Here is a 21,420-nt window from a genome sequence, read left to right as displayed (position 1 = left end):
ATTATCCCATATTTATCAAAATTTAGGGGGGAATTATCTCGAAGAATTTTTACTCCTCAAGGCTGAAGGAAGTAGCAACAGCTTGTGACCGTCTGGTTGAGCAAGTGGGTGCTATCATTAAACCGGAACATCCCTGCACAAACCAAAACCAAAAGGACAAGAAATAGTTAATTTTGATAAATAGAACCAAAATTGTGTGGAAACGGACAACAATCCCAGGATAAACACCACAAAAAAATCCTTTCCAAGGAATGATATCCACTTCCTTGGAAAGGGTTTTACGATCCATCTACTTTTTCCAAATTGTATTTTTCTGTTCTTGCTCATTCACTGTTAACTGGAAAACATCTGGGCGTGAATAATGGCCAACGACGTCAAAGTCAAACTGTGCTTCCGCAATTTTATCCAAATTGATATTCGCATAAATAATTTTTTCCTCACCCATTACAGGTTCAACAATAAATTCACCAAGCGGATCGACAATACAGCTGCCACCTAAAGTAAGTTCATGTGGTAAATCTTCAAATTCTTTTCGGGAAGATATATCTTCCGGATACATGTCTTTTGTAGAATATTGATTACACGACAGTACAAAACATCTGCCCTCCACTGCAACATGTCGCATCGTGGAAAACCAAGTATCTCTTCCATCAGCGGTTGGCGCGATATAAATTTGCACACCTTTATCATACATTGCTGCGCGAGCAAGCGGCATATAATTTTCCCAACAGATGAGCGATCCAATTCTTCCGTACGGCGTATCAAAAACGGGCAACGTGCTACCGTCTCCTTCTCCCCAAATAAGTCGTTCTGAACCTGTTGGTTTTAGCTTCCGGTGTTTGCCTAATAGCTCTCCGTCCGGTCCGAAAAATAATGCTGTACAATAGAGCGTTCCCTGGCTTGAGTCATTATTCTTTTCAATAACACCAATTACGACATATGCTTTCGCCAGTTTGGCTGCTTTGCCGATTTCCTCTGTTTCAGGACCTGGAACTGTAATTGAATTTTCCCAGTACTGGAAAAAATCTTTTCTACCTTCATCAGAACGGGATCCTACTATCGTTCCAAAAGACATGCCCCGAGGATACGCTGGAATAAACGCTTCCGGAAAAACGATAATCTTCGCACCTTCCTGACTCGCTTCTTCAATCAAGCGAACCGTCTTTTTTATCCCTTTTTCCTTATCCATCACTTCTGAACCGGCTTGTACAACTGCCACTTTAAACTGATTTTTTTGCTTCAATATAATCACCCTTCTAATTTGCTTCACTCGGGAAATATGTTTCTACTAAATCTTTATGATGATCATCTTTTTCCTGAGCATTTGTATCTTTTGTAATCATGCTAACTCCAATGAATGTCAAAATCCCTAAAATGAATCCTGTTGTAGCAGGTCCGAACGATAATGGCGAACCGAAAATATAAACTGCGGCAAGCGCGGCCTCCCCTACTATAATGGATGCGGCTGCTCCAGCTAATGTACCTTTTCTCCAATATAATGGACCAAGTGCTGCAGGAACAAGTTGCAAAACAATACCATAACCTAATGCCGCGACTGGAATGAGAAATCCTTGGGCAGCAGGGATAAAGGCAAAAATAACTACAATTAATGTCATCAATAATACAGTCATCTTACTAATAAAGGTCGTTTTAGCTGGACTTACATCTTTATTAATAAAACGCACATAAATATCGTTCACAAGCAAACTTGCAGAAGAAAGTAACGCACTATTGATTGTCGAAATACCAGCCGCAATGATAGCTGCTACAACGATGGCACCAAATATTGGTGCATAAGTAGAAAAAAATAATGGTATAATCGTATCGCTATTCTCCGGTGTAAGTCCAGGAACTAATCCGGGTGTATGTGCCATCATACCGATAAAAAGTGCTCCAAGCGCCATCAACCAAGAATTCCAAAACGGAGTAATAATAGATGTTTTCGCTAAAATCGTAGGAGACTTTGCAGAATAAAATTTTTGCCACATATGAGGCATAATCCAAAATCCGAACATTAACCCAACAGCTGTTTCTACTATACCAGGGAATTGCCCTTTATTTACAAGAATTTCAGGTGCTACCGATTGCAAATTAACGAACGCATTAAAACCCCCAGCACTATAAATAAAGATGAGCGTAATGACTAATAATGTCGTTCCAAAGAAAAAGCCCATAAATGTATCCGCCCATGCTGCGCCTCGTCCACCACTCAGCGTGACAATAATCCCGACGAAAACACCCATAATCAAAATGCCAACCCAATACGGGATCGCGTTATTAGTTAAACTATTTAAAGAAAAAGCCCCTCCAGTTATTTGAATAAGCATATATGGGATAAGGCCAATCATCCCGACGAGAGCAAATAGTATTCTTAAAAAAGGACTTTTATAATATTTTTCCATCATGTCGCCTGGCGTCACAAAGTTATGCTTTCTTCCCAAATACCAAATTCGCGAACCAAATAACCAGATGAATAAAGCATGAACAACAGCCCAGGCGGCAAAAGCTGAAAACCAAACCCCATCGCGGTAATGGTTACCAATTGAACCAAGCAATGTCCATGTACTGAAATAACTAGCACCTGTTGTCATCGTCATGACAATCGTTCCAAGACTTCTGTTTGCAAGGAAGAAATCACTTGGAGTGGCAATGTTCGACTTAGATGCCAAGTTACTAATCCAGAGTAATATCCCTAAAAATAAAATTAATACGACAATCGTCACTGCAACCTGGCTCATGTTTGTTCACCCTCCTGTTCAATTTTCATCATTTTTTCTTCTACGTTCTGTGCAAACGGTTTAAAAAACTTAAAATATATAACAAAAATAATGACAGTATTAATTGCATTTAACAGCAAAACCCAAGCTAAAGATTGTGGCAAAAATCCGATGAATTTTAGGTCATTCATAATACCGAAATTCGGTAAAAAGGTTAATAAATAAATAATAAAGAACGCAGTAATCCATAGTGCATGGGCTTTTCTCATAATAATCCTCCCCTTTCCATAAAAAACATAAGATAAATTGTATTCACTTTCAAAAAATATTCAATTGAAAGCGTATTCAACTGTGTTATCATTTTACACTTCCGTTATCATGAAGTAAAATACATCAAAGGAATATAAAACATTCCTTTTTGGAATAAACCTGGAGGTGACTATGCAACTACAGTTACGATCGTTAGAAGTGTTCATTACAGTTGTAGAAAAAAAAGGGTTTACAAAAGCTGCCGAAGCACTATATGTAGGTCAGCCAGCCTTAAGCAAAACAATTCAAAAGTTGGAACAAGAACTGAAAGTCACATTATTTGATCGATCAAGCAAAAAAATTCAACTAACAGATGAAGGAAAAGTTCTTTATGAGAAAAGTAAAGAAATATTGGCAAAAGTAACGAGCATACCCGAATCTTTACATGAACTATCCGAAGTTATTATAGGTGAGGTAAGGGTAGGAATCCCGCAAATTATTGGAACTGTCTTCTTTCCTCAAGTCGCTTATCATTTTTTGAAAAAATACCCTAAAGTGACGTTAACAACCGAAGAAGATGGAAGCGTCATTATAGAAAGTTTAGTAAATCGTGGGGAATTGGATATCGGCTTTGTCGTCTTGCCAGCATCTAACACGTTAGATGCTGAAGTCATTTATCAAGATACATTTGTTGTTTGCGTTTCATCAAAGCACCCGCTTGCTGGAGCAGAAGAAGTAAGCCTATCCCAATTGAAAGAAGAAAAGTTTATTTTATTCGATAAGTCATTTGCATTATATAATCTCATTCGAAATCATTGTATCGAGTCAGGTTTCTCCCCAGAGGTCACATTCCAAAGCAAGCAATGGGATTTAGTATTACAGCTAGTATCTGCCCAGTTGGGGATAACTGTAATTCCCAAAATACTTGCCAATAAATTAAATGATATTGATATTGTCGCCTTACCGATTACACAACCAAAAACGGTTTGGAACATTGGAATAATTACTAAAAAAAATGCATATAAATCTTATGCACTAAAGGAATTTATAAATGTAGTGAGGGAAATTTATACATCATAATTTCCCTTTACTACCATCTTACGGAAGAGAATTACTCCCTACCAAAAAACCTAGCAAATACTCTTTTAATCTATAAATCGCTATCGAAACCATTGATAAAATGTCAACTCCATGTTTTCCATTTCATCTGCTGCATTCCATAAATCTCCAATTTGCTATTAATAATCTGCTTCAAGCCTTCATATATTTGAAAAATTATGCCCTATTAATTCTTATCCAGCTGCACGAGATTCAGCTGTAATATCTGTTCTAGATAAAAAATAAGAGATGAAGTTGTAAAAGCATTTATACAACTACACGAAGGGGTAACGATAACGAAAGAGGAAATCATCGCTTTTTGCAAAGAATCTCTTTCTGACTTTAAAATCCCAGAGCATATTGAATTTGTTAAGGAGTTTCCTAGAACATCAATCGGCAAGATACAAAAGAATCTCCTTCGCCATTCTTAAAAATGTTTAATCGATGTACAAATATATATCTTCATATATCTTCCCGATTGCCAGATGGAATTATTTTTTAAGTACTAAAGCATTTACAATGTCCATGACTATTTCTGGATGAAGTTCTGGAATCATATGACCGATGTTCGGAATAAGCATCAAGGTTGCATGGGGAATCTCATTTTTTAATCGTTGAGCTTGTTCAATTGTCCCAAAAGGATCCTTTTCCCCGACGATAATCATGGCAGGTATATTAATTTCTTTATATCTACTACTCAAATTTTTTGAGGTTTCCGGGAAAGCAAGGACATCCTCACGGTTTGCTTTAAAGTGGCCTGGACGGAAGCCTAAAGCATAAACCTTTTCTCTGTAACCCTCCGGTACTTTTTCAGGTTCGAATGTTGCGGTTGCCATTGCATTTGCCATCCCTTTTCCTAGTGGAGTTTTTAACAATGTATTTAAAATAAAACTACCTAAAATGGGGGTTGTTACCAGTTTGGATAGGAAATCGCCATGTTCTGCGGGATAACCCTCTTTATACATTGCTGCTCCTAACGTTACAATTCCAGCTACTTCACTAGGATATTGGAGTGCATAGGAAAGGGTCATCGTACCACTCCACGAATGTCCGACTAGAATAATAGGTTTGTTGATTCTTAATTTCTTTAATGCCTTATGAATAAGCTTCGCTTGAAAAATAGGGGTCATTTCTATTTGTTTAGGTCTCTCACTATATCCGTATCCAGGCCTGTCAAACGCTATTGCGTGATAACCTTGTTTAGCGGCTAACTTTATGACATCTATAAAATCTCCACTAGAAAGCATTCCTCCATGTAGTAACACGATTGGTTGACCACTTCCTTCAGAAATATAATGAAGTTTAACATCATCAACTGTTATAAATTTTCCAATTGGTGGATATAAGGATTCTGCTTTTTTAAATTGCACTTGGTTATAAACATATAGCCCACCAATAAATACAGAGATAAGCAGTAATATCGTAATGACCAATGCTTCCTTCTCCTTTTTAACATTTTTTTAAACGCTCAGTAAATAACATTATTCACATACTTTTAAGTATGTTAGCTTCTTTAAAAATCCCGTAAATGTACGGGATTAATTTTCGGGCATTATTCCTTTCCAAATAATCTTTGAAACATCGTCAGCGATTGTACGTAATGGTACATGATCTGGAGAGACTAAGGACATTAGCATGATGCCATTTGTTAATGCATGAAGAATAACTGATAACGCGTGGGAATCAACATCACGTGTTACAAGATTTTGTTGTTGAAGTTTTTTCAAAATCTCAGAAGTCCCTTCGAATAACTGTGAAAAAGACGTGCTTAACTTTTCTTTAATTTCCTGATCTCTGCGTTTTGAAATAAATTCAAAAAAGAGTAATGGTTTATCGTTCTTTTCTTCTGCACAAGCACGAAATTCGTTTTCTAAAAGTACTTTTAATGCCTCCATCGAACTCCTGGAATTAAAAATATCCTCTGACTGTTGGGGAAGACCTTCTATAAGTTTTTTAAGACTACGGTCCGTAAGGACTAAGAACAAATCACTTTTGCTCGTAAAATGCCAATACACAGCACCTTTTGTCAATCCTGCTTCTTTGGCTACCTGATCTAAAGTAGCTCCTTCATAGCCATATTTTGTAAAAGTTTTTTCGGCTGCATCAAGGATTTTTGTTCGAGTATCTGTGAAGGAATGATTATTCTCGGATTGATAAGCCAGCAGTTTTTTTTTCAAATTCTCTTTATTTCCTAAATGCCGTCGTACTGTGGTCCAATGAACGTTAGCTTCTTTTGCCACATCAGCATAGGTTATTTTGTCATATGGATAATGCGTAGCAAGATTCTTAACAGCATCCATAATTTTGTCATATGGTTTCAATTTACAACACCTCAAAAACTTTTAAGTGCATTATATACATACTTTTTAGTATGGTTTTATTATATTTTAAATAATGAATAATGTCAACAGAATAGTCAGAATTTATAAATAGATCCCTTGAATATCGACTGATAAGAAACAAAAGAATCTTATTATTGTCTGAATTTTTGATATAATATACTTATCATGCTTAAGAGTTGGTGATATGTTGAGGGTTAAAGTACATAGGAAATTAAGTAAAAGTGAGACGTTTACAGGTAATGTTGAACCATTAAATTTGGATGACCTTCCAGGGGTTTCTCCATCTAAACATGGTTGGTTCTTTGACTGGAGGACAGAGTTTAACAATCCTCGTCGGGAGGTATATAAGTTAATAATACTTGGTTCTCCTGACATACAAGGGTTGATATCTTTTGAGTATGATGAAGGCTTTGTTTTGGTTAGATTTCTTGAGTCTTCTCCCGATAATAGGAACAGATGGGGATTATTTATTGCTCACCCGCTATTGGCTTTTGTATGCATGAAAAGCTTTGAGAGCGGGAATGATGGGATTGTATGTATTGAAAGCAAAATCAATCCAAGACTTATTCGATATTATGAGAGTCTTGGGGCTCGATACATTGGCAATAATCGTCTAGTTATTTTTGAACTTGAATCAATTCGACTTCGTAAGTTATACTTAATGGAAGGAGAGTGATATGATGATAAAAGATCGCTCGTTAAGTAAGATTGGTCAACTGGCACACGAAATTGATACAAAGGACAATGGCATTTATGCTTGGGCACTTCCAGATACAGCGGAAGAACGACAAAAGACTCGTGACTTAATGAAAAAAGCAATTGAGGAAAATAAAAACAAAAATAAAAATAAATAGTCATTTTAAAAGAAGCGTCCTCTTTCTTTTTTAGGAAGAAGTGTTGCTTCTTTTTTAAATTATAAGAAAGCTTTTTTAGAATATTAACAATCTCACTGGTATCCAAATACCGGAAAAACGGAAAGAAAAAGAAGAAATCATAAATATCAACAAGTCCAAGAAACAAAGTGTCAGCTATGTTTGTTTGAGATGTCATGAAAAGGAAGAGATTACAATTGATATCGCCGGAAAATTTGATTTTATCCTATACAAGCGCACATCTTCCTGTTAAAATTTACAGTATATTATTCAAATACGGAGGAGAGCTGAGATGAGCATAGTGAAGGAAAAAGGTTACTTTGGACAATTTGGCGGGAGCTTTGTACCTCCTGATCTGCAAGAAGTATTGGACGATTTAGATAAACAATTTGAAAAGTATAAAGATGATGAAGAGTTTATTCAGGAATACAATTACTATTTAAAGGAATATGTCGGCAGGGAAAATCCACTAACTTATGCGGAAAGATTAACAAACCGGCTGGGCGGAGCAAAAATTTATTTAAAACGAGAAGATTTGAACCATACAGGCGCGCACAAAATAAATAATGCTATCGGACAAATTTTACTTGCGAAACGAATGGGAGTAAAGCGAATTATCGCTGAAACCGGCGCAGGCCAACACGGGGTGGCGACAGCTACTGCCTGCGCGATGTTTGGCATGGATTGTGTCATCTATATGGGTGCAGAAGATACAAAAAGGCAGGCTCTGAATGTATTTCGTATGGAATTATTAGGTGCAAAAGTTGTCCCTGTCGAGAAAGGACAAGGACGTTTAAAAGACGCCGTAGATGAAGCATTGAACGATCTCGTACAAAATCACAAGAATACGTTCTACTTGCTTGGTTCTGCGGTAGGCCCTCATCCGTATCCGACGATCGTGAAACATTTCCAATCGATTATTAGCGAAGAATCAAAAAGACAAATTATGGAGAAAGAAGGAAAGCTACCGACCGCTGTTATTGCTTGCGTTGGGGGAGGAAGCAACGCGATTGGAGCGTTTGCTCATTATATCGAGGAAGATAATGTCCGCCTCATTGGTGTAGAGCCTGATAAAGCCCCATCTTTGACGGAAGGCGTTCCCGCTGAACTGCATGGATTTAAATGTTTGGCACTGATTGATGAAGAAGGGAATCCAAAACCAACGTATTCGATTGCCGCAGGATTAGACTATCCAGGCATTGGCCCTGAACATAGTCACTTGAAGGTATCGGAACGTGCAGAATATTACACTGTTACGAATGAAGAAGTGCTTGAGGCATTTCAAATTTTATCGAAAACAGAAGGAATTATTCCTGCATTAGAAAGTGCGCACGCTATTGCCTATACACTTAAACTCGCACCAACGCTTAAGAAGGATGATGTCCTGATCGTGAATTTGTCAGGGCGTGGGGATAAAGATGTTCAGCAAGTTTTTGAAATGCTATAAAACACTTGACAGGGGAAGAACTCTTCCTCTGTTTTTTCTTTACGGGGATGTCGTTATGAGAGATAATCATAGCAACATCCTATTTTATTTGGGAGGCTGGCCAAATGAGATATTCAAAGAAGAAGGATGTCATACATGAAAACCCATTGACCTATAATGATTATGCCAGTCTAGATGACGGCAAACGTTATGAGTTGGTTGACGGCGTTTTGGAATTAATGAGTCCATCTCCGACACCCAGTCATCAAATGGTTAGTTCGGAAATTCATAAAAGGTTTTTAAACAGCTGCGAAGAAAACTATATATGTTTTTGTGCACCAATCGATTTAATTTTGTCGGACACGATGGTCAGGCAACCGGATTTAGTTCTCGTTCATCGTGACCGTTTTTCTAAAATTGTAAAAAAACGCGGAATTGTAGGTTCCCCTGATCTTGTCATTGAAATTTTATCCCCATCTTCGGTTAAAAGAGATAAAGAAAGCAAGCTGGAAACATACGAACGATTTTCAATCCCAGAGTATTGGATTGTTGATCCAAACAATCGGTGTATCGAACAATATTTACTGAGTGGTGAGCAATATACCTTGCCCACAGTATACGAAGAAGATGACAAAATCCAATCTGACAATATTTCTTGTGTATCGTTTTCCATGAAGGAGATTATGGAAAATGTATTAGAAATACCGGAATAATAGATGTTGGAAAATACATGAACGTACTTACCTAATCGTTGTAAAGTGTCGAAAATCCTGCTATTCTAGAGTTAAGTGAAATTGGAGTGGAGTTGATATTGTGCGTTGTCCAAGTTGTCAGCATAATGGTACAAGGGTGTTGGACTCAAGACCTGTTCACGAAGCTCGCTCCATTAGGCGGCGAAGAGAGTGTGAAGCTTGTAATTATCGTTTCACAACATTTGAAACAGTGGAAGAGACGCCGCTTATCGTTGTAAAAAAAGGCGGAACAAGAGAAGAATTTAGCAGAGAAAAAGTGCTTCGAGGTTTAATTAAAGCGTGTGAAAAGCGTCCTGTCCCACTTGAAGTTCTCGAAGATGCCGTTAGCAATATTGAAAAAGAATTAAGGAATGAAGGCTCACTTGAAGTGAGCAGTGAGGATGTTGGCGAACTAGTAATGGAGCATCTTGCTGATATTGACGAAGTGGCATATGTAAGATTTGCATCTGTTTACAGGCAATTTAAAGATATAAACGTATTTGTAGAAGAGTTAAAAGAATTATTGAAGCGTGTGGATAAATGATAACATGGATGATCAAGAAAGAGCCTAAAGCCATATTGACTTTATGCTCTTTTTTTCCAGCTAAAGACTTGCAATCCATGAAGTTTTTCGGGGAAGAAATGTTGATTTTTCGTTGGTTGCATCCAAGAGTCTTGATAAGCGAGCTTATCTGCCTCTTGGCTTCAACCAACGAAGATTGACTTCCGTCAATCTTAACGGCTTTACGCCGTTTAAAATTAACATTAGCATGCCGCAATGACAGGAAGAGAATTTCTGTTGTTAATTCGATGAGGTTATAGCATATTCAAAGGAGTACTAGAATGGGCGGATTGTTTTTACGGAAAAATGGGGGATTGTGATGGGGAATCATTGGAAAGAGTTGCTTCCGATTGATCACTACCAAGTGCGTTCGAACGGATTGATGCATGATTTTTATAGAAAAACGTTGACTTCTTTGTATCAACCGCTCATTGGCGCAGTTGCCTACAGCCTATATATGACACTGTGGAGCCAATTGGAAAATGAACAAGACTGGAGCGAACGTGCGACTCATCGCAGCCTAATGAATATAACCCAACTCGATTTAAAGGAAATTTTGCTGGCAAGAAAAAAATTAGAAGGGATTGGCCTTCTCACAACATATGTAAAAGAAGAGAATGGGGAAAGAAGTTACTTGTATCAACTTGAAGTGCCAATGTCACCGGATAATTTTTTTAATGATGGGGCATTAAATGTTTATCTTTATAACCGGTTGGGAAATCATCAATTTCAACAATTAAAGAGAAAATTTACAACCACCACCCATGTAGAAGGATTTACTCTCATAACAGCGGCATTTAATGAAGTATACGATTCGCTCCATCCTTCTGAAATGAGGACAACAGAGTCTTCAGAAATCTCTCAAGCGATGGAGCTTGAAGAAGGCAGCGCCTATTTAAAAGAAAAAACCGGTTCGTCCATTTCAATCGCTGAGGACTTTGACATGGAGTGGCTCGAACAAAGCTTATCTGATCTAATCGTTCCGAAAGATGCGCTAAATGCCGAAATGAAAGATACAATCAAAAAACTTGTTTACATATACAACATTGAACCTTTGCAAATGAAGCAATTGATCGAATCAACTTATGTCAAATATGATGAATTGAGTGCTGAAGCCCTTCGAAAATCGACACATGAATGGTATGCCGTTCAACATCAGAACAAGCTTCCTCATTTAAGTTTGCGAATTCAACCACCAATGTACAAACAACAGAAAAAGAAGCAAGCTGAGACAGAAGAGGAAAAAGCAATGGAATTATTTGAATCGATCAGCCCGTACGAACAACTGGAAAAAATGGCCGGTGGTGCCAAGCCAGCTGCAAGTGATATAAAAATTATTGAAGGCATTATGTTTGAACAAAATTTGAATCCGGGTGTTGTGAACGTATTAATCGATTATGTCATGCGGACGAATGATATGAAAATGGTGAAAGCCTATATCGAAAAAATCGCTGCCCATTGGGCTAGGAAAAACATTAAGACTGTAAGTGAAGCCATGGCGTTGGCGAAATCAGAGCACCGAAAATATCAGGAATGGTCAAAACCTGCAACTGCGCGGAAGAAGGCGTATTCTGCAAAAAATGAACGTAAAGATAAACTTCCGAAATGGATGACTGAAAATAAACAGGAACCTGTTCAAGATTTATCGGATTTTGAACAACAGAAAAGGCAGCTTGAAGCCCGGCTCAAAAAGTATAGCGATTAGCCCTGCCGAAAAACCGTTATAAAGAAGGTGCAGGAAATGGAACCCATTAAAAATACGCTTCAAGAGATGATGAACAAAAACAGCTTTCAAAACAGGCTGTTAAAAGTTAAAAAAGAGATCCTTTCAAATGAACAGATACGTGAATTTGTAGCGGATCATGCTTTATCGAGAACAACCGTTGAAAGAAGTTTGTCCAAGCTATATGAATTTAATCAACAACATAAAAACTGTGTAAAATGCCCTGGTTTAGCATTATGCCCAAATGTGTTGAAAGGCTATAGCCCCAATCTCTTTTTAAATCAAGGTTCGATTGACGTTGGCTATTCCCCGTGCCCTTTAAAAGAAAAACAAGATGAAGAGCGTAGGCAAAGATCGCTTTTTCAAAGCCTATACGTACCAAAAGAAGTGTTAAATGCCCGTTTTTTAGAAATCGAGATCAATCCCGAACGTTTCGACGCGATTCAAACAGCGGAAAAATATGTAAAAGACTTTGTACCTGGTAAAACAAAGCACGGCCTTTATTTTTACGGAGACTTCGGGGTCGGCAAAACGTATGTCATGTGCGCGATTGCGAATGAACTCGCACTTTTAAAAAATGTGAAATCGTTGATGGTGTACACACCCGATTTCTTTCGTGATTTGAAGAATGCGATTGGAAGTGATCGTTTTCTAGAGAAACTCACATATATTAAAACAGTGCCTTTGCTTATCCTTGATGATATTGGAGCGGAAGCAATATCTGGCTGGATCCGCGATGAAGTGCTTGGTTCAATACTCCAATATCGAATGATGGAAAATCTGCCGACATTGTACAGTTCAAATTACGATTACAATGAGCTTGAAGAGCATTTAGCTTATTCCGAGAAGGCAGGAACAGAACTGTTAAAGGCGAAGCGGATTATGGAGAGAATCCGCCATTATACGATTTCGAAATACATTGGCGGCAAGAACCGCAGGGAGAATTTTTCGCTCTCTAAGTGACTGAATGCCTATCTTATGAAAAAAAGCCTCATTTTTCTCCTTTTGCAGCCATATATTTGTACAAGGTATGTCGCTGAAGGAGGGGCTCTTTTGATTAAAGTGGAATTTTCGAATGAACATGACTGCGAGGCGATTTATAAATGCATCACAGAGCATATAGAAAAAGGAAACTATGAAACTGTTTTTGGCATATCAGCACGTAAAATTGGCATGCATCAACTGTTTGTATCTTTTGATAAAGATGAAGTCACATTTAAATATGCACTTCAGCCGATGCTGGCTCGTGTATTTCGCCGTTATATCCTTTCTCAATATGAAATGAAGTGGTTTCATCAATTGCTGGAAAATAAATTTTACTTTCGTGATTATGATGAAAAAAATGCAATAGCCTCCATTTTTTTTCTCATTGTCGATGGGAAGCGAACAGAACTTCCGAACGTAAAAAAATTGCCTTCAAGAGAGAAGCTTATCGAGGAATCCATTCAATCGTTATTAATGGAAGGTTTTCAAAAAGAATTGGCATTTAGCTTTGATTCATTTATAAAATTCCGTCTAAAAGAGTATCAAGAATGTCTTCTGGCTTATGCGGAATTGGCAATTGATGAATACAAACTTGAACAGGATTACCAAAATTTTGTGGCTAATCTTCGATTGTTTTTGGAACGAAAGAAGCCAATTATTGATAAGCTGCATGTTGTCTATGGAAGTAAACCAATTTTCTATGATGATGATTTTCGTTTAATTCAAGAAGAAAAAATTACATCGTTTATAAAAAAATCAGGCTTTTTCCCCGGGAATATACCGGTTGAATCAACGCTTTTGCAGCCGCTTCTCATGTTGGCGCCGAATCAGATTTTCCTATATATTGATAATGAGCGTTCAGGACTTTTATATACATTGGAAAATATTTTTCAAGAAAGAATTACATTTTGCAAATTGACTGATCTGCCGAATCAAAGCAGTTCATTTTGAATAGCAAGAAAATAAAGCGATTCTGCTTGCATTTCTTTTTTTTAGTTCGTATAATAACTACATGTAAAAACATCTAAAAAGTGTTGATGGGGACACGGATTGCTGAACCCTATGTTTCAAAGAGAATGAAGCCTTGGCTGAAAGCTTCTAAACATAGCCTGCAATTCACCACCTCTGAACTTCAACGGGGAACTAGCAGTATCCGTTGACGGCATTTGCCGTTATCAATTTAAGCGCCGCATATGCACATGCGGAATCTGGGTGGAACCGCGAGACGATACTCGTCCCTTTTTTGGGGGCGGGTTTTTTATTTTTTGGCTCTGTTAAACGATGCCGTTGTAAACCCCGCGGGCACGGTTTGCCTTGCGAGAAGCGGGTATCAGCATTGGTCTTTAACAAAGCCTATTTTTTAAAAGGAGTGCAAAAAAATGGGAGAACACATTACATTTACTTTTCCAGATGGAGCAGTTAAGGAATATGCTGACGGAACATCGATAGAAGATGTTGCCGCATCAATTAGCCCTGGATTAAAAAAGAAAGCGATTGTCGGCAAGGTCAACGGCAAATTAGTTGATTTGCGCCGTCCATTACATGAAAGCGGAACAATTGAAATTATAACGCCTGAAAATCATGAAGCACTGGAAGTATTGCGCCATAGCACGGCTCACCTTATGGCTCAAGCGATTAAACGCCTTTATGGCGATGTCAATCTTGGCGTAGGCCCTGTCATTGAAAACGGTTTTTATTATGATATTGATTGTGAACAGCAAATTTCTTCTGAGGACTTTCCAAAGATTGAAAAAGAAATGAAAAAGATTGTCAATGAAAACCTTGAAATACGCCGCCATGTTGTAAGCCGCAAGGAAGCTGAACGAATGTACAAGGAAATGAATGATCCGTTAAAACTGGAATTGCTGCAAGACATTCCCCAAGACGAAGAAGTGACAATCTATGAGCAAGGAGAATTTTTTGATCTTTGCCGTGGGCCGCATGTTCCGTCAACTGGAAAAATAAAAATATTTAAATTATTGAGTGTTGCGGGGGCATATTGGCGGGGAAATAGTGACAATCAAATGCTGCAAAGAATTTATGGCACAGCCTTTTTTAAACAATCGGAATTGGATGAGTATTTGCGTTTGCTTGAAGAAGCAAAAGAACGTGATCACCGCAAGCTCGGTAAAGAACTGAAGCTCTTTACAATTTCCCAAGAAGTTGGACAAGGGTTGCCAATCTGGCTGCCAAAAGGGGCGACTATCCGCCGAACAATCGAACGTTATATCGTTGACTTGGAAGAGAAGCTTGGCTATCACCATGTGTACACCCCCCATCTTGCAAATGTGGAATTGTATAAAACGAGTGGACACTGGCAGCATTATCACGAAGATATGTACCCGCCTATGAAAATGGATGAAACGGAAGAGCTTGTCCTGCGCCCGATGAACTGCCCTCACCATATGATGATTTATAAAAATGAGCTAAGAAGCTATCGAAATTTACCTTATCGTGTTGCGGAACTCGGAACGATGCACCGCTTCGAAATGTCAGGTGCGCTTGCAGGACTACAACGGGTGCGTTCCATGACATTGAATGATGCCCATATTTTTTGCCGTCCCGACCAAATCAAAGAGGAATTTATACGTGTAGTAGAATTGATCCAAAAGGTTTACAAGGATTTTCGTATTCATGACTATTACTTCCGACTTTCTTACCGTGATCCTAATGACAAAGAGAAATATATTGATGATGATGAAATGTGGGAGAAAACACAATCCATCCTTAGAGAAACAATGGATGATCTCGGTTTAGATTATATTGAAGCGGAAGGAGAAGCTGCTTTCTACGGACCGAAGCTTGACGTCCAAGTAAAAACAGCGCTCGGTAAAGATGAGACACTGTCAACCGTGCAGCTTGACGTTCAATTGCCTGAGCGCTTTGACCTCACCTATATCGGTGAAGACGGCAAAGAGCATCGCCCTGTCGTCATTCATCGCGGTGTCGTTTCAACAATGGAACGTTTTGTGGCATTTTTAATTGAAGAATATAAAGGTGCGTTTCCAACATGGCTTGCGCCTGTGCAGGTGGAGGTCATTCCTGTTGCAGAAGTGCATCTTGACTATGCGAAAAAGGTGGAAGACAGCTTAAAACGTGAAGGCGTACGGGTAGAAATTGATAGCCGAAATGAAAAAATCGGCTATAAAATCCGTGAAGCTCAAGTTCAAAAGATCCCATATATGCTTGTTGTTGGTGATAAAGAAGTGAAAGGGAATTCCGTGAACATCCGAAAATATGGCGAGCAGAAATCCACTTCAGAATCGTTGGAACAATTTATTCATTCTATTAAGAATGAAATTGCAAACCGTTCGTAACAATTGACAGGACTGCCTGTCAGATGGTATAATACGCTAGTAAATGAATATCTGACAAAGCAAGCAGGAGCGCCCGCTTCTCACCTGTTGACGCCTTTTGGCAGTTGCCGGGTTTTAGTATGAACAATGAATGGGTTAAGTGTGGGCGTTTTTGTGTCCACACTTTTTTATGTTAGGAAAAATGAACACTAAATTGCTTTGTTTTGATGGTTTATCTAGTTTATAAAATCTATTGGAGGTGGCTAACTATTAGCAAAGACATGTTGGTGAACGAGGCCATTCGTGCTCGCGAAGTTCGGGTTATCGGTTCAAATGGAGACCAAATTGGTGTAAAAACGCGTCAAGAAGCATTGGAAATGGCACAAAATGCAAACCTTGACCTTGTCATGGTTGCGCCAAACGGCAAACCCCCGGTCTGTAGGATTATGGATTTTGGGAAGTATCGCTATGAACAGCAAAAGAAAGATAAAGAAGCCCGGAAAAAACAAAAGACGATTAACGTCAAAGAAGTTCGCTTTAGTCCAACGATTGATGAACATGACTTTAATACAAAGCTCAGAAACGCAAGAAAGTTTATCGAAAAGGGCGATAAAGTAAAAGCGAGCATCCGATTTCGCGGTCGTGCAATCACGCACTCGGAGATCGGCAGGGAAGTATTGAACCGCCTTGCTGATGAACTAAAGGACATTGCGGTCGTTGAATCGAGACCGAAAATGGATGGCCGAAGCATGTTTTTAGTCTTGGCGCCAAATACGTCGGATTCAAAGTAAAAAAATCAGTTCAAAAAGAAGAATATTCATTTTCTGGATGGACGTTCTTGAGGAGGAAGCATTATGCCTAAAATGAAAACCCATAAAGGTGCTGCAAAGCGCTTTAAAAAAACAGGAACAGGAAAGCTTAAGCGCCAGCACGCTTACACAAGCCACTTGTTTGCTAACAAGTCGCAAAAACAAAAGCGTAAACTTCGCAAAGCGGCAGTGGTTTCAAGCGGTGACTTCAAACGTATTCGTGAATTGCTCACATATAAGAAAAGATAACGGATTCTAGGAGGTAATTGGTTATGGCAAGAGTGAAAGGCGGCTACGTCACTCGTCGACGTCGCAAAAAAGTATTAAAATTAGCCAAAGGTTACTACGGTTCCAAACATAAATTATTCAGAACGGCGAATGAGCAAGTGATGAGATCACTTCGGTATGCATACCGTGATCGCCGCCAGAAAAAGCGCGATTTTCGCAAGCTCTGGATTACAAGAATCAATGCGGCTGCACGTTTAAACGGCCTCTCTTACAGCCGTTTAATGTACGGCTTGAAAAATGCCGGCATTGACATTAACCGCAAAATGCTTGCAGATCTTGCTGTTAATGATGAAAAAGCATTTGCTGACTTAGCTGAAAAAGCAAAAGCCAGCCTATAAGCAAGACTATTAAAAATCATTTCCTATTTCATGATAGGGAATGATTTTTTTGCTTTTTAGCATAACATTCAATTATTTCACCCATAATAAGGAAGAGTAAATATCTATTGATTTTTGGTGAAATATGAAGAGTAAGGATACAATTTCAATTTTTCAAATGATCTTATTATTTATGACAGGGATTGGTCTGAAAAATCATGTTATCGCAGTTCCGCATTTAATTAAAACAGCTGGAAGGGATGCATGGATTTCAGTCGTAGCCATGTCGATTTTATCGTTAATTTGGGGGCTTCTGATTCTTTATATTTATAAAACAATGAAAGGGCAGCATATTAGGAAGTGGCTTGAGAAGAACATAGGAAAGCTATTTACCAACATATTAATCGTCATCAGTGGTTTTTACTTGCTTGTCATGGCGGCAGTCACATTAAAAGAAACGATTATGTGGACGAATGTTTCCTATTTACTATCAACCCCACCATTGATTCTAACGATTTTATTTATTTTACCTTGTATGTTAGCGGCATTAACGAGGCTTCAAACCATCACGATCACAAATTTCTTTTTTTTATTGTTTGTCGTTATTTTTGGGTTTTTTGTCAGTTTTACGAATATGCAGTTCAAAGATTATTCGTTGCTGCTGCCTATTTTGGAAAACGGCCCCCTTCCCGTTGTAAAAGCAATGATTTACCAAGGCACTGGAATGGCTGAATTAGTGTTTTTGCTTGTTTTGCAACACAAATTTCGATCAGAGTTTCGCTATCGCCATTTTTTAATTAGTGTTTTTATACTGACAGGACTGACATTAGGTCCGCTAATCGGTGCAATTGCAGAATTCGGGCCAACAGAAGCAGCGATGCAGCGTTATCCCGCATATGAAGAATGGGGGCTTGCAAGGCTTGGTAAGTATGTGGAACATGTTGACTTTTTTTCGATTTATCAGTGGCTAGCTGGGGCGTTTATTCGGATTACATTGATTTTATATACGCTTAGAGTGCTGATTAACAAAAAAAGCAAAAAAATAAATCTATGGATTATTTTATCTGCATCCGTTATTGTTGGTACGCTTGTCGCGTTTCCGATTGATGAAAGAGTATTTTTTAATATGTTGATGCATGTTCTATTGCCTTTAACGTTTTGGTTTTTTCTAGGGTTATCCATTTTTTTTGGAATCATTGCTTTTATGAATCGAAGGAAAAAAAGGGGAGACAACGATGTTCAAGAAACATAAAACGTCCGGCGAAACAAATGAGGAAGAAAATGATAAGGAAAATATAACAGAAGAATCCATTCGTAAATTATTTGAAAATAATCCCGATGTGGTCTTGCAAACGTTCGAATTTGACGAAAATACGGTTACGTTTGTTACTTGCGAAGGCTTAGTTGATGCAGAAGTTATAAATACTGTAATCTTTGAGAGGTTTGTGCTATTTTTCAATAAGAAAAAAAATAAACTACTTTCCGAGGATGATATAAAAAAGTCGCTCTATGTACCGGGGCTCCAACGAATTAGCTCCAAAAAAAAGATGATCGCAGAAGTCTTTGCCGGAAGACTCATCGTCCTCTTTCATAAAGAACAATTCCTTTTTTCAATCGATATTGCAAAACGGCCTCAGCGTAATCCGGAAGAAACGAGTACAGAAGTCTCGATTAAAGGGCCGCGGGATGACTTTATTGAAGACCTCGTGACAAATATCGCTTTAATACGCAAGCGCCTGCGTACAAATTCATTGGCTATAAAAAAATATGAAATTGGGACACGTTCCCAAACACAAGTCGCCGTCCTCTATCTTGATGACGTTGTGAACAAAGAGATCATTCAAGAGATTGATCACAGATTGAACCGGATTGATCTGGATGGGATTTATAGCGGGACACAATTAAAAGAACTATTACAAGACAAAACATACACATTTTATCCAATCTTCCACTATAGCGGCCGGCCAGATTTTGCGGTAAACAGCCTTTTAAACGGCCGTTTTCTTATTCTTGTAGATGGGGTGCAATATGTTATAATCGGCCCGGTAAATTTAGCTTTTCTATTAAAGACAGCGGAAGATACTGAGAACATTTATCTATTTAATTCATTTGAACGGGTTATTCGATTGGTAGGATTAGTTATTGCGATTTTTCTTCCTGGTTTTTGGCTAGCGTTAAGCACTTATCATCAGAATCAAATTCCGATTGTTTTTTTAGGTACGATTATCGAAGCAAGAAAAGGAGTACCTCTGCCAGCTCCTGTGGAAGCGCTCTTTATGCTGCTTTTATTTGAATTTTTTAGGGAAGCAGGGTTGAGGCTTCCGATTGCGATCGGGTCAACATTAAGTGTCGTCGGCGGATTAATTATCGGAGATGCAGCGATTCGAGCGGGTCTAGCAAGTCCGTTAATGATTGTATTAATCGCCACTTCCTTCGTTGCCACTTATACGCTTGTAAGTATGTCATTGCATGGCATTGTATCGATTTTAAGGATTTTTGTCATGGTTTTCTCCTCATTTTTCGGGTTGTTCGGCTTCTTTATTTCCCTTTTTCTTATCGTGCTTTATGCAGCGAACATCCAAACGTTCGGCGTTCCGTATTTAACGGTTCCGAGCAATTTTGACTATAAGCAATTGCTGAAAGTTATCTTTCGCATTCCTGAGCGGAAGTATATTTCCCGTCCGAGTATGATGGGGCCGAAAGATGGAACGAGAAGGCCAAGAAAGGATTGAAAGCTATTTGATGAGACGTGTCGTAATCGTGGTCGTCCTCCTTTTTTTACTATCAGGCTGCTGGGATCTCGAAGAGGCGGATCGAATGGATTATGTTCATGGCATTGGCGTGGATTATAAAAATGACAAGGTGACGGTTTATATTCAGATTGTTAATTTAGGTACTCTTGGAAATACGGAAGGTGGTTCAAGTGGAGAATCTGATCAAGTAACGATAGCGAGTGCAAGCGCTGACAATATTAACAGCGCCGTTTTTAACATTTATAAGTCTGCACAACGAAGGCTATATTGGGGTCATGACACTTTTGTTATTTTGACGGAGGAGGCTCTTGAGCAAAATCTAATGAAAAATGCGCTTGATCTCATTGACAGGTATCGTGAAACAAGGTACCGCATACGGATATTTTCTACAAAAGACGACTTGGAAGGTCTTTTGAAAGCGTCGCCAGCTTTTGATGGGTCGCCTATTTTTACAAGGTTGACTGATATTGATAACACATATGAGCAAAGTTCGCGAATTAAAGACATAAGTATACGTGAACTTCTCATTTCATTGCACGAACCGGGTCACAACGGGATGATTCCGGCAGTAGGGATTACAGACAATACGTGGGAAACTGAGAAAGAACCGAAGCAGATGATTGAATCTGTCGGTGTTGCGATTGCGACACCGAACAACTTTAATGGATTCATTACCGGGGATGATATTAATGGGTTAAGATGGATGCAAAGAGATTCGAAACGAAACAATGTATCGGTTTATAAAGACGGAAAGCCGGCTTCCGAAGTCATTATCGTTAAACCGAAGGTTTCCTTTGATATTACTAAGAAAGGAGAAAAAGTCATTTTTAACGCAACGGTTAACGCAAAAGGAATTATTAACGAAGTGCTGCAAGATATCGATCAAAAATTTTTAGTAAAAGAGTTAGAAAAAAATATAAAAAAAGAAATTATGCAAACTTATAAGAAAGCACTTGAAATTGATGCAGATATTTATCGGCTATCGGAAAAATTATATCGTAGGGATTTAAAAACGTGGAAAAAGATAGAAAAAAAAGGGGAAATAAAATTAGATGAAAATTCTTTGCAAGTAAAGGTCAATATTGATCTTGTCAATTCAAAGTTAAATAACATAAAACCAATTGTAGAATAATGTTCTGTCTTTTCATTTGCAGCTCTAGTTGTTCCCTGTATAATAAAAGAAAAATGTGGTTTTCTTTTTAATGCGTGTTCAAGTAGGAGGACAAAAAGAGCCTATTTCAACTAAAGGCAGG

General features: G+C 38.4%; 22 protein-coding genes and 2 other annotated features. Of the genes, 17 read left to right on the top strand and 5 right to left on the bottom strand.

Features of this window, described 5'->3' with window-relative positions:
• Window positions 1-289: 289 nt before the first annotated feature.
• Genes DCC39_RS06870 through DCC39_RS06860 form a run of 3 tightly spaced genes read right to left on the bottom strand, consistent with a single transcriptional unit; the run spans window position 290 to window position 2,986 of the window.
• Window positions 290-1,246 (bottom strand): carbon-nitrogen hydrolase family protein, encoded by a 957-nt coding sequence (locus DCC39_RS06870; protein ID WP_116554159.1) that lies wholly within the window; start codon window positions 1,244-1,246, stop codon window positions 290-292.
• A gap of 10 nt (window positions 1,247-1,256) precedes the next feature.
• Window positions 1,257-2,738, bottom strand: a complete 1,482-nt coding sequence (locus DCC39_RS06865) for a sodium:solute symporter family protein (protein ID WP_116554155.1) — start codon at window positions 2,736-2,738, stop codon at window positions 1,257-1,259.
• Window positions 2,735-2,986, bottom strand: a complete 252-nt coding sequence (locus DCC39_RS06860; protein WP_116554154.1) for a hypothetical protein — start codon at window positions 2,984-2,986, stop codon at window positions 2,735-2,737. Before DCC39_RS06860 ends, DCC39_RS06865 begins: the two co-directional genes overlap by 4 nt.
• 172 nt (window positions 2,987-3,158) lie before the next feature.
• On the opposite strand from DCC39_RS06860, the gene DCC39_RS06855 reads away from it, so the two are divergent.
• On the top strand, window positions 3,159-4,046 hold the full coding sequence (locus DCC39_RS06855) for a LysR family transcriptional regulator (protein WP_116554153.1): 888 nt from the start codon (window positions 3,159-3,161) through the stop codon (window positions 4,044-4,046).
• 260 nt (window positions 4,047-4,306) lie between these two features.
• Window positions 4,307-4,495 carry an AMP-binding enzyme gene (locus DCC39_RS19790; RefSeq protein ID WP_116554158.1) on the top strand — a complete coding sequence of 63 codons (189 nt, stop codon included), beginning with the start codon at window positions 4,307-4,309 and terminating at the stop codon, window positions 4,493-4,495.
• Window positions 4,496-4,555: 60 nt separating this feature from the next.
• Here the strand turns inward: DCC39_RS19790 and DCC39_RS06845 are convergent, their stop codons facing one another.
• Both DCC39_RS06845 and DCC39_RS06840 read right to left on the bottom strand, forming a co-directional pair.
• Complete coding sequence (locus tag DCC39_RS06845) at window positions 4,556-5,497, bottom strand: alpha/beta fold hydrolase (protein ID WP_116554152.1); 942 nt, start codon at window positions 5,495-5,497, stop codon at window positions 4,556-4,558.
• Window positions 5,498-5,602: 105 nt separating this feature from the next.
• Window positions 5,603-6,385: a TetR family transcriptional regulator gene (locus DCC39_RS06840; RefSeq protein ID WP_116554151.1), complete on the bottom strand. Its 783-nt coding sequence runs from the start codon at window positions 6,383-6,385 to the stop codon at window positions 5,603-5,605.
• Window positions 6,386-6,590: 205 nt separating this feature from the next.
• Between DCC39_RS06840 and DCC39_RS06835 the strand changes: the two genes are divergently transcribed.
• The 15 genes from DCC39_RS06835 to DCC39_RS06765 all read left to right on the top strand — a co-directional run bounded on the left by DCC39_RS06835 (window position 6,591) and on the right by DCC39_RS06765 (window position 21,299).
• Window positions 6,591-7,082 carry a hypothetical protein gene (locus DCC39_RS06835; protein ID WP_116554150.1) on the top strand — a complete coding sequence of 164 codons (492 nt, stop codon included), beginning with the start codon at window positions 6,591-6,593 and terminating at the stop codon, window positions 7,080-7,082.
• A 4-nt stretch (window positions 7,083-7,086) separates the two neighbouring features.
• Complete coding sequence (locus DCC39_RS19070) at window positions 7,087-7,260, top strand: hypothetical protein (protein ID WP_165820792.1); 174 nt, start codon at window positions 7,087-7,089, stop codon at window positions 7,258-7,260.
• A 310-nt stretch (window positions 7,261-7,570) separates the two neighbouring features.
• A complete protein-coding gene (trpB, locus tag DCC39_RS06830; RefSeq protein WP_116554149.1) occupies window positions 7,571-8,725 on the top strand; it encodes a tryptophan synthase subunit beta in 1,155 nt (384 codons plus the stop codon).
• A 104-nt stretch (window positions 8,726-8,829) separates the two neighbouring features.
• The gene (locus DCC39_RS06825) at window positions 8,830-9,417 is read left to right on the top strand and encodes a Uma2 family endonuclease (RefSeq protein WP_116554148.1); all 588 of its coding nucleotides are present in this window, start codon (window positions 8,830-8,832) and stop codon (window positions 9,415-9,417) included.
• Between the two features lie 100 nt (window positions 9,418-9,517).
• Window positions 9,518-9,979 (top strand): transcriptional regulator NrdR, encoded by a 462-nt coding sequence (gene nrdR / locus DCC39_RS06820; RefSeq protein WP_116554147.1) that lies wholly within the window; start codon window positions 9,518-9,520, stop codon window positions 9,977-9,979.
• A gap of 337 nt (window positions 9,980-10,316) precedes the next feature.
• Entirely contained in the window at window positions 10,317-11,702 is a 1,386-nt protein-coding gene (locus DCC39_RS06810; protein ID WP_116554145.1) for a replication initiation and membrane attachment family protein, read from the top strand.
• 36 nt (window positions 11,703-11,738) lie between these two features.
• Window positions 11,739-12,683: a primosomal protein DnaI gene (dnaI, locus tag DCC39_RS06805; protein ID WP_116554144.1), complete on the top strand. Its 945-nt coding sequence runs from the start codon at window positions 11,739-11,741 to the stop codon at window positions 12,681-12,683.
• Window positions 12,684-12,782: 99 nt separating this feature from the next.
• The gene (gene ytxC, locus DCC39_RS06800; protein WP_240613568.1) at window positions 12,783-13,655 is read left to right on the top strand and encodes a sporulation protein YtxC; all 873 of its coding nucleotides are present in this window, start codon (window positions 12,783-12,785) and stop codon (window positions 13,653-13,655) included.
• 74 nt (window positions 13,656-13,729) lie between these two features.
• Window positions 13,730-13,947: a binding site (T-box leader), on the top strand.
• A 136-nt stretch (window positions 13,948-14,083) separates the two neighbouring features.
• Window positions 14,084-16,021, top strand: coding sequence for a threonine--tRNA ligase (thrS, locus tag DCC39_RS06795; protein ID WP_116554142.1), 1,938 nt, complete (start codon window positions 14,084-14,086; stop codon window positions 16,019-16,021).
• Window positions 16,022-16,076: 55 nt separating this feature from the next.
• Window positions 16,077-16,196 (top strand) — a sequence feature (ribosomal protein L20 leader region).
• 85 nt (window positions 16,197-16,281) lie between these two features.
• On the top strand, window positions 16,282-16,791 hold the full coding sequence (gene infC / locus DCC39_RS06790; RefSeq protein ID WP_116554141.1) for a translation initiation factor IF-3: 510 nt from the start codon (window positions 16,282-16,284) through the stop codon (window positions 16,789-16,791).
• 63 nt (window positions 16,792-16,854) lie between these two features.
• Window positions 16,855-17,058, top strand: coding sequence for a 50S ribosomal protein L35 (gene rpmI / locus DCC39_RS06785; protein ID WP_116554140.1), 204 nt, complete (start codon window positions 16,855-16,857; stop codon window positions 17,056-17,058).
• Between the two features lie 23 nt (window positions 17,059-17,081).
• Entirely contained in the window at window positions 17,082-17,435 is a 354-nt protein-coding gene (gene rplT / locus DCC39_RS06780) for a 50S ribosomal protein L20 (protein WP_116554139.1), read from the top strand.
• Window positions 17,436-17,559: 124 nt separating this feature from the next.
• Window positions 17,560-18,666, top strand: a complete 1,107-nt coding sequence (locus DCC39_RS06775) for a GerAB/ArcD/ProY family transporter (RefSeq protein WP_116554138.1) — start codon at window positions 17,560-17,562, stop codon at window positions 18,664-18,666.
• On the top strand, window positions 18,650-20,146 hold the full coding sequence (locus DCC39_RS06770) for a spore germination protein (RefSeq protein ID WP_116554137.1): 1,497 nt from the start codon (window positions 18,650-18,652) through the stop codon (window positions 20,144-20,146). Before DCC39_RS06775 ends, DCC39_RS06770 begins: the two co-directional genes overlap by 17 nt.
• Window positions 20,118-21,299: a Ger(x)C family spore germination protein gene (locus DCC39_RS06765; RefSeq protein ID WP_116554136.1), complete on the top strand. Its 1,182-nt coding sequence runs from the start codon at window positions 20,118-20,120 to the stop codon at window positions 21,297-21,299. Before DCC39_RS06770 ends, DCC39_RS06765 begins: the two co-directional genes overlap by 29 nt.
• The last annotated feature ends 121 nt before the right edge of the window (window positions 21,300-21,420 follow it).

The sequence above is a fragment of the Pueribacillus theae genome (genome assembly GCF_003097615.1).
GTDB classification, from domain to species: Bacteria; Bacillota; Bacilli; order Bacillales; family UBA6769; genus Pueribacillus; species Pueribacillus theae.
The sequence above is the reverse complement of the archived record's forward strand: the minus strand, read 5'-3'. Positions and strand labels throughout refer to the sequence as shown.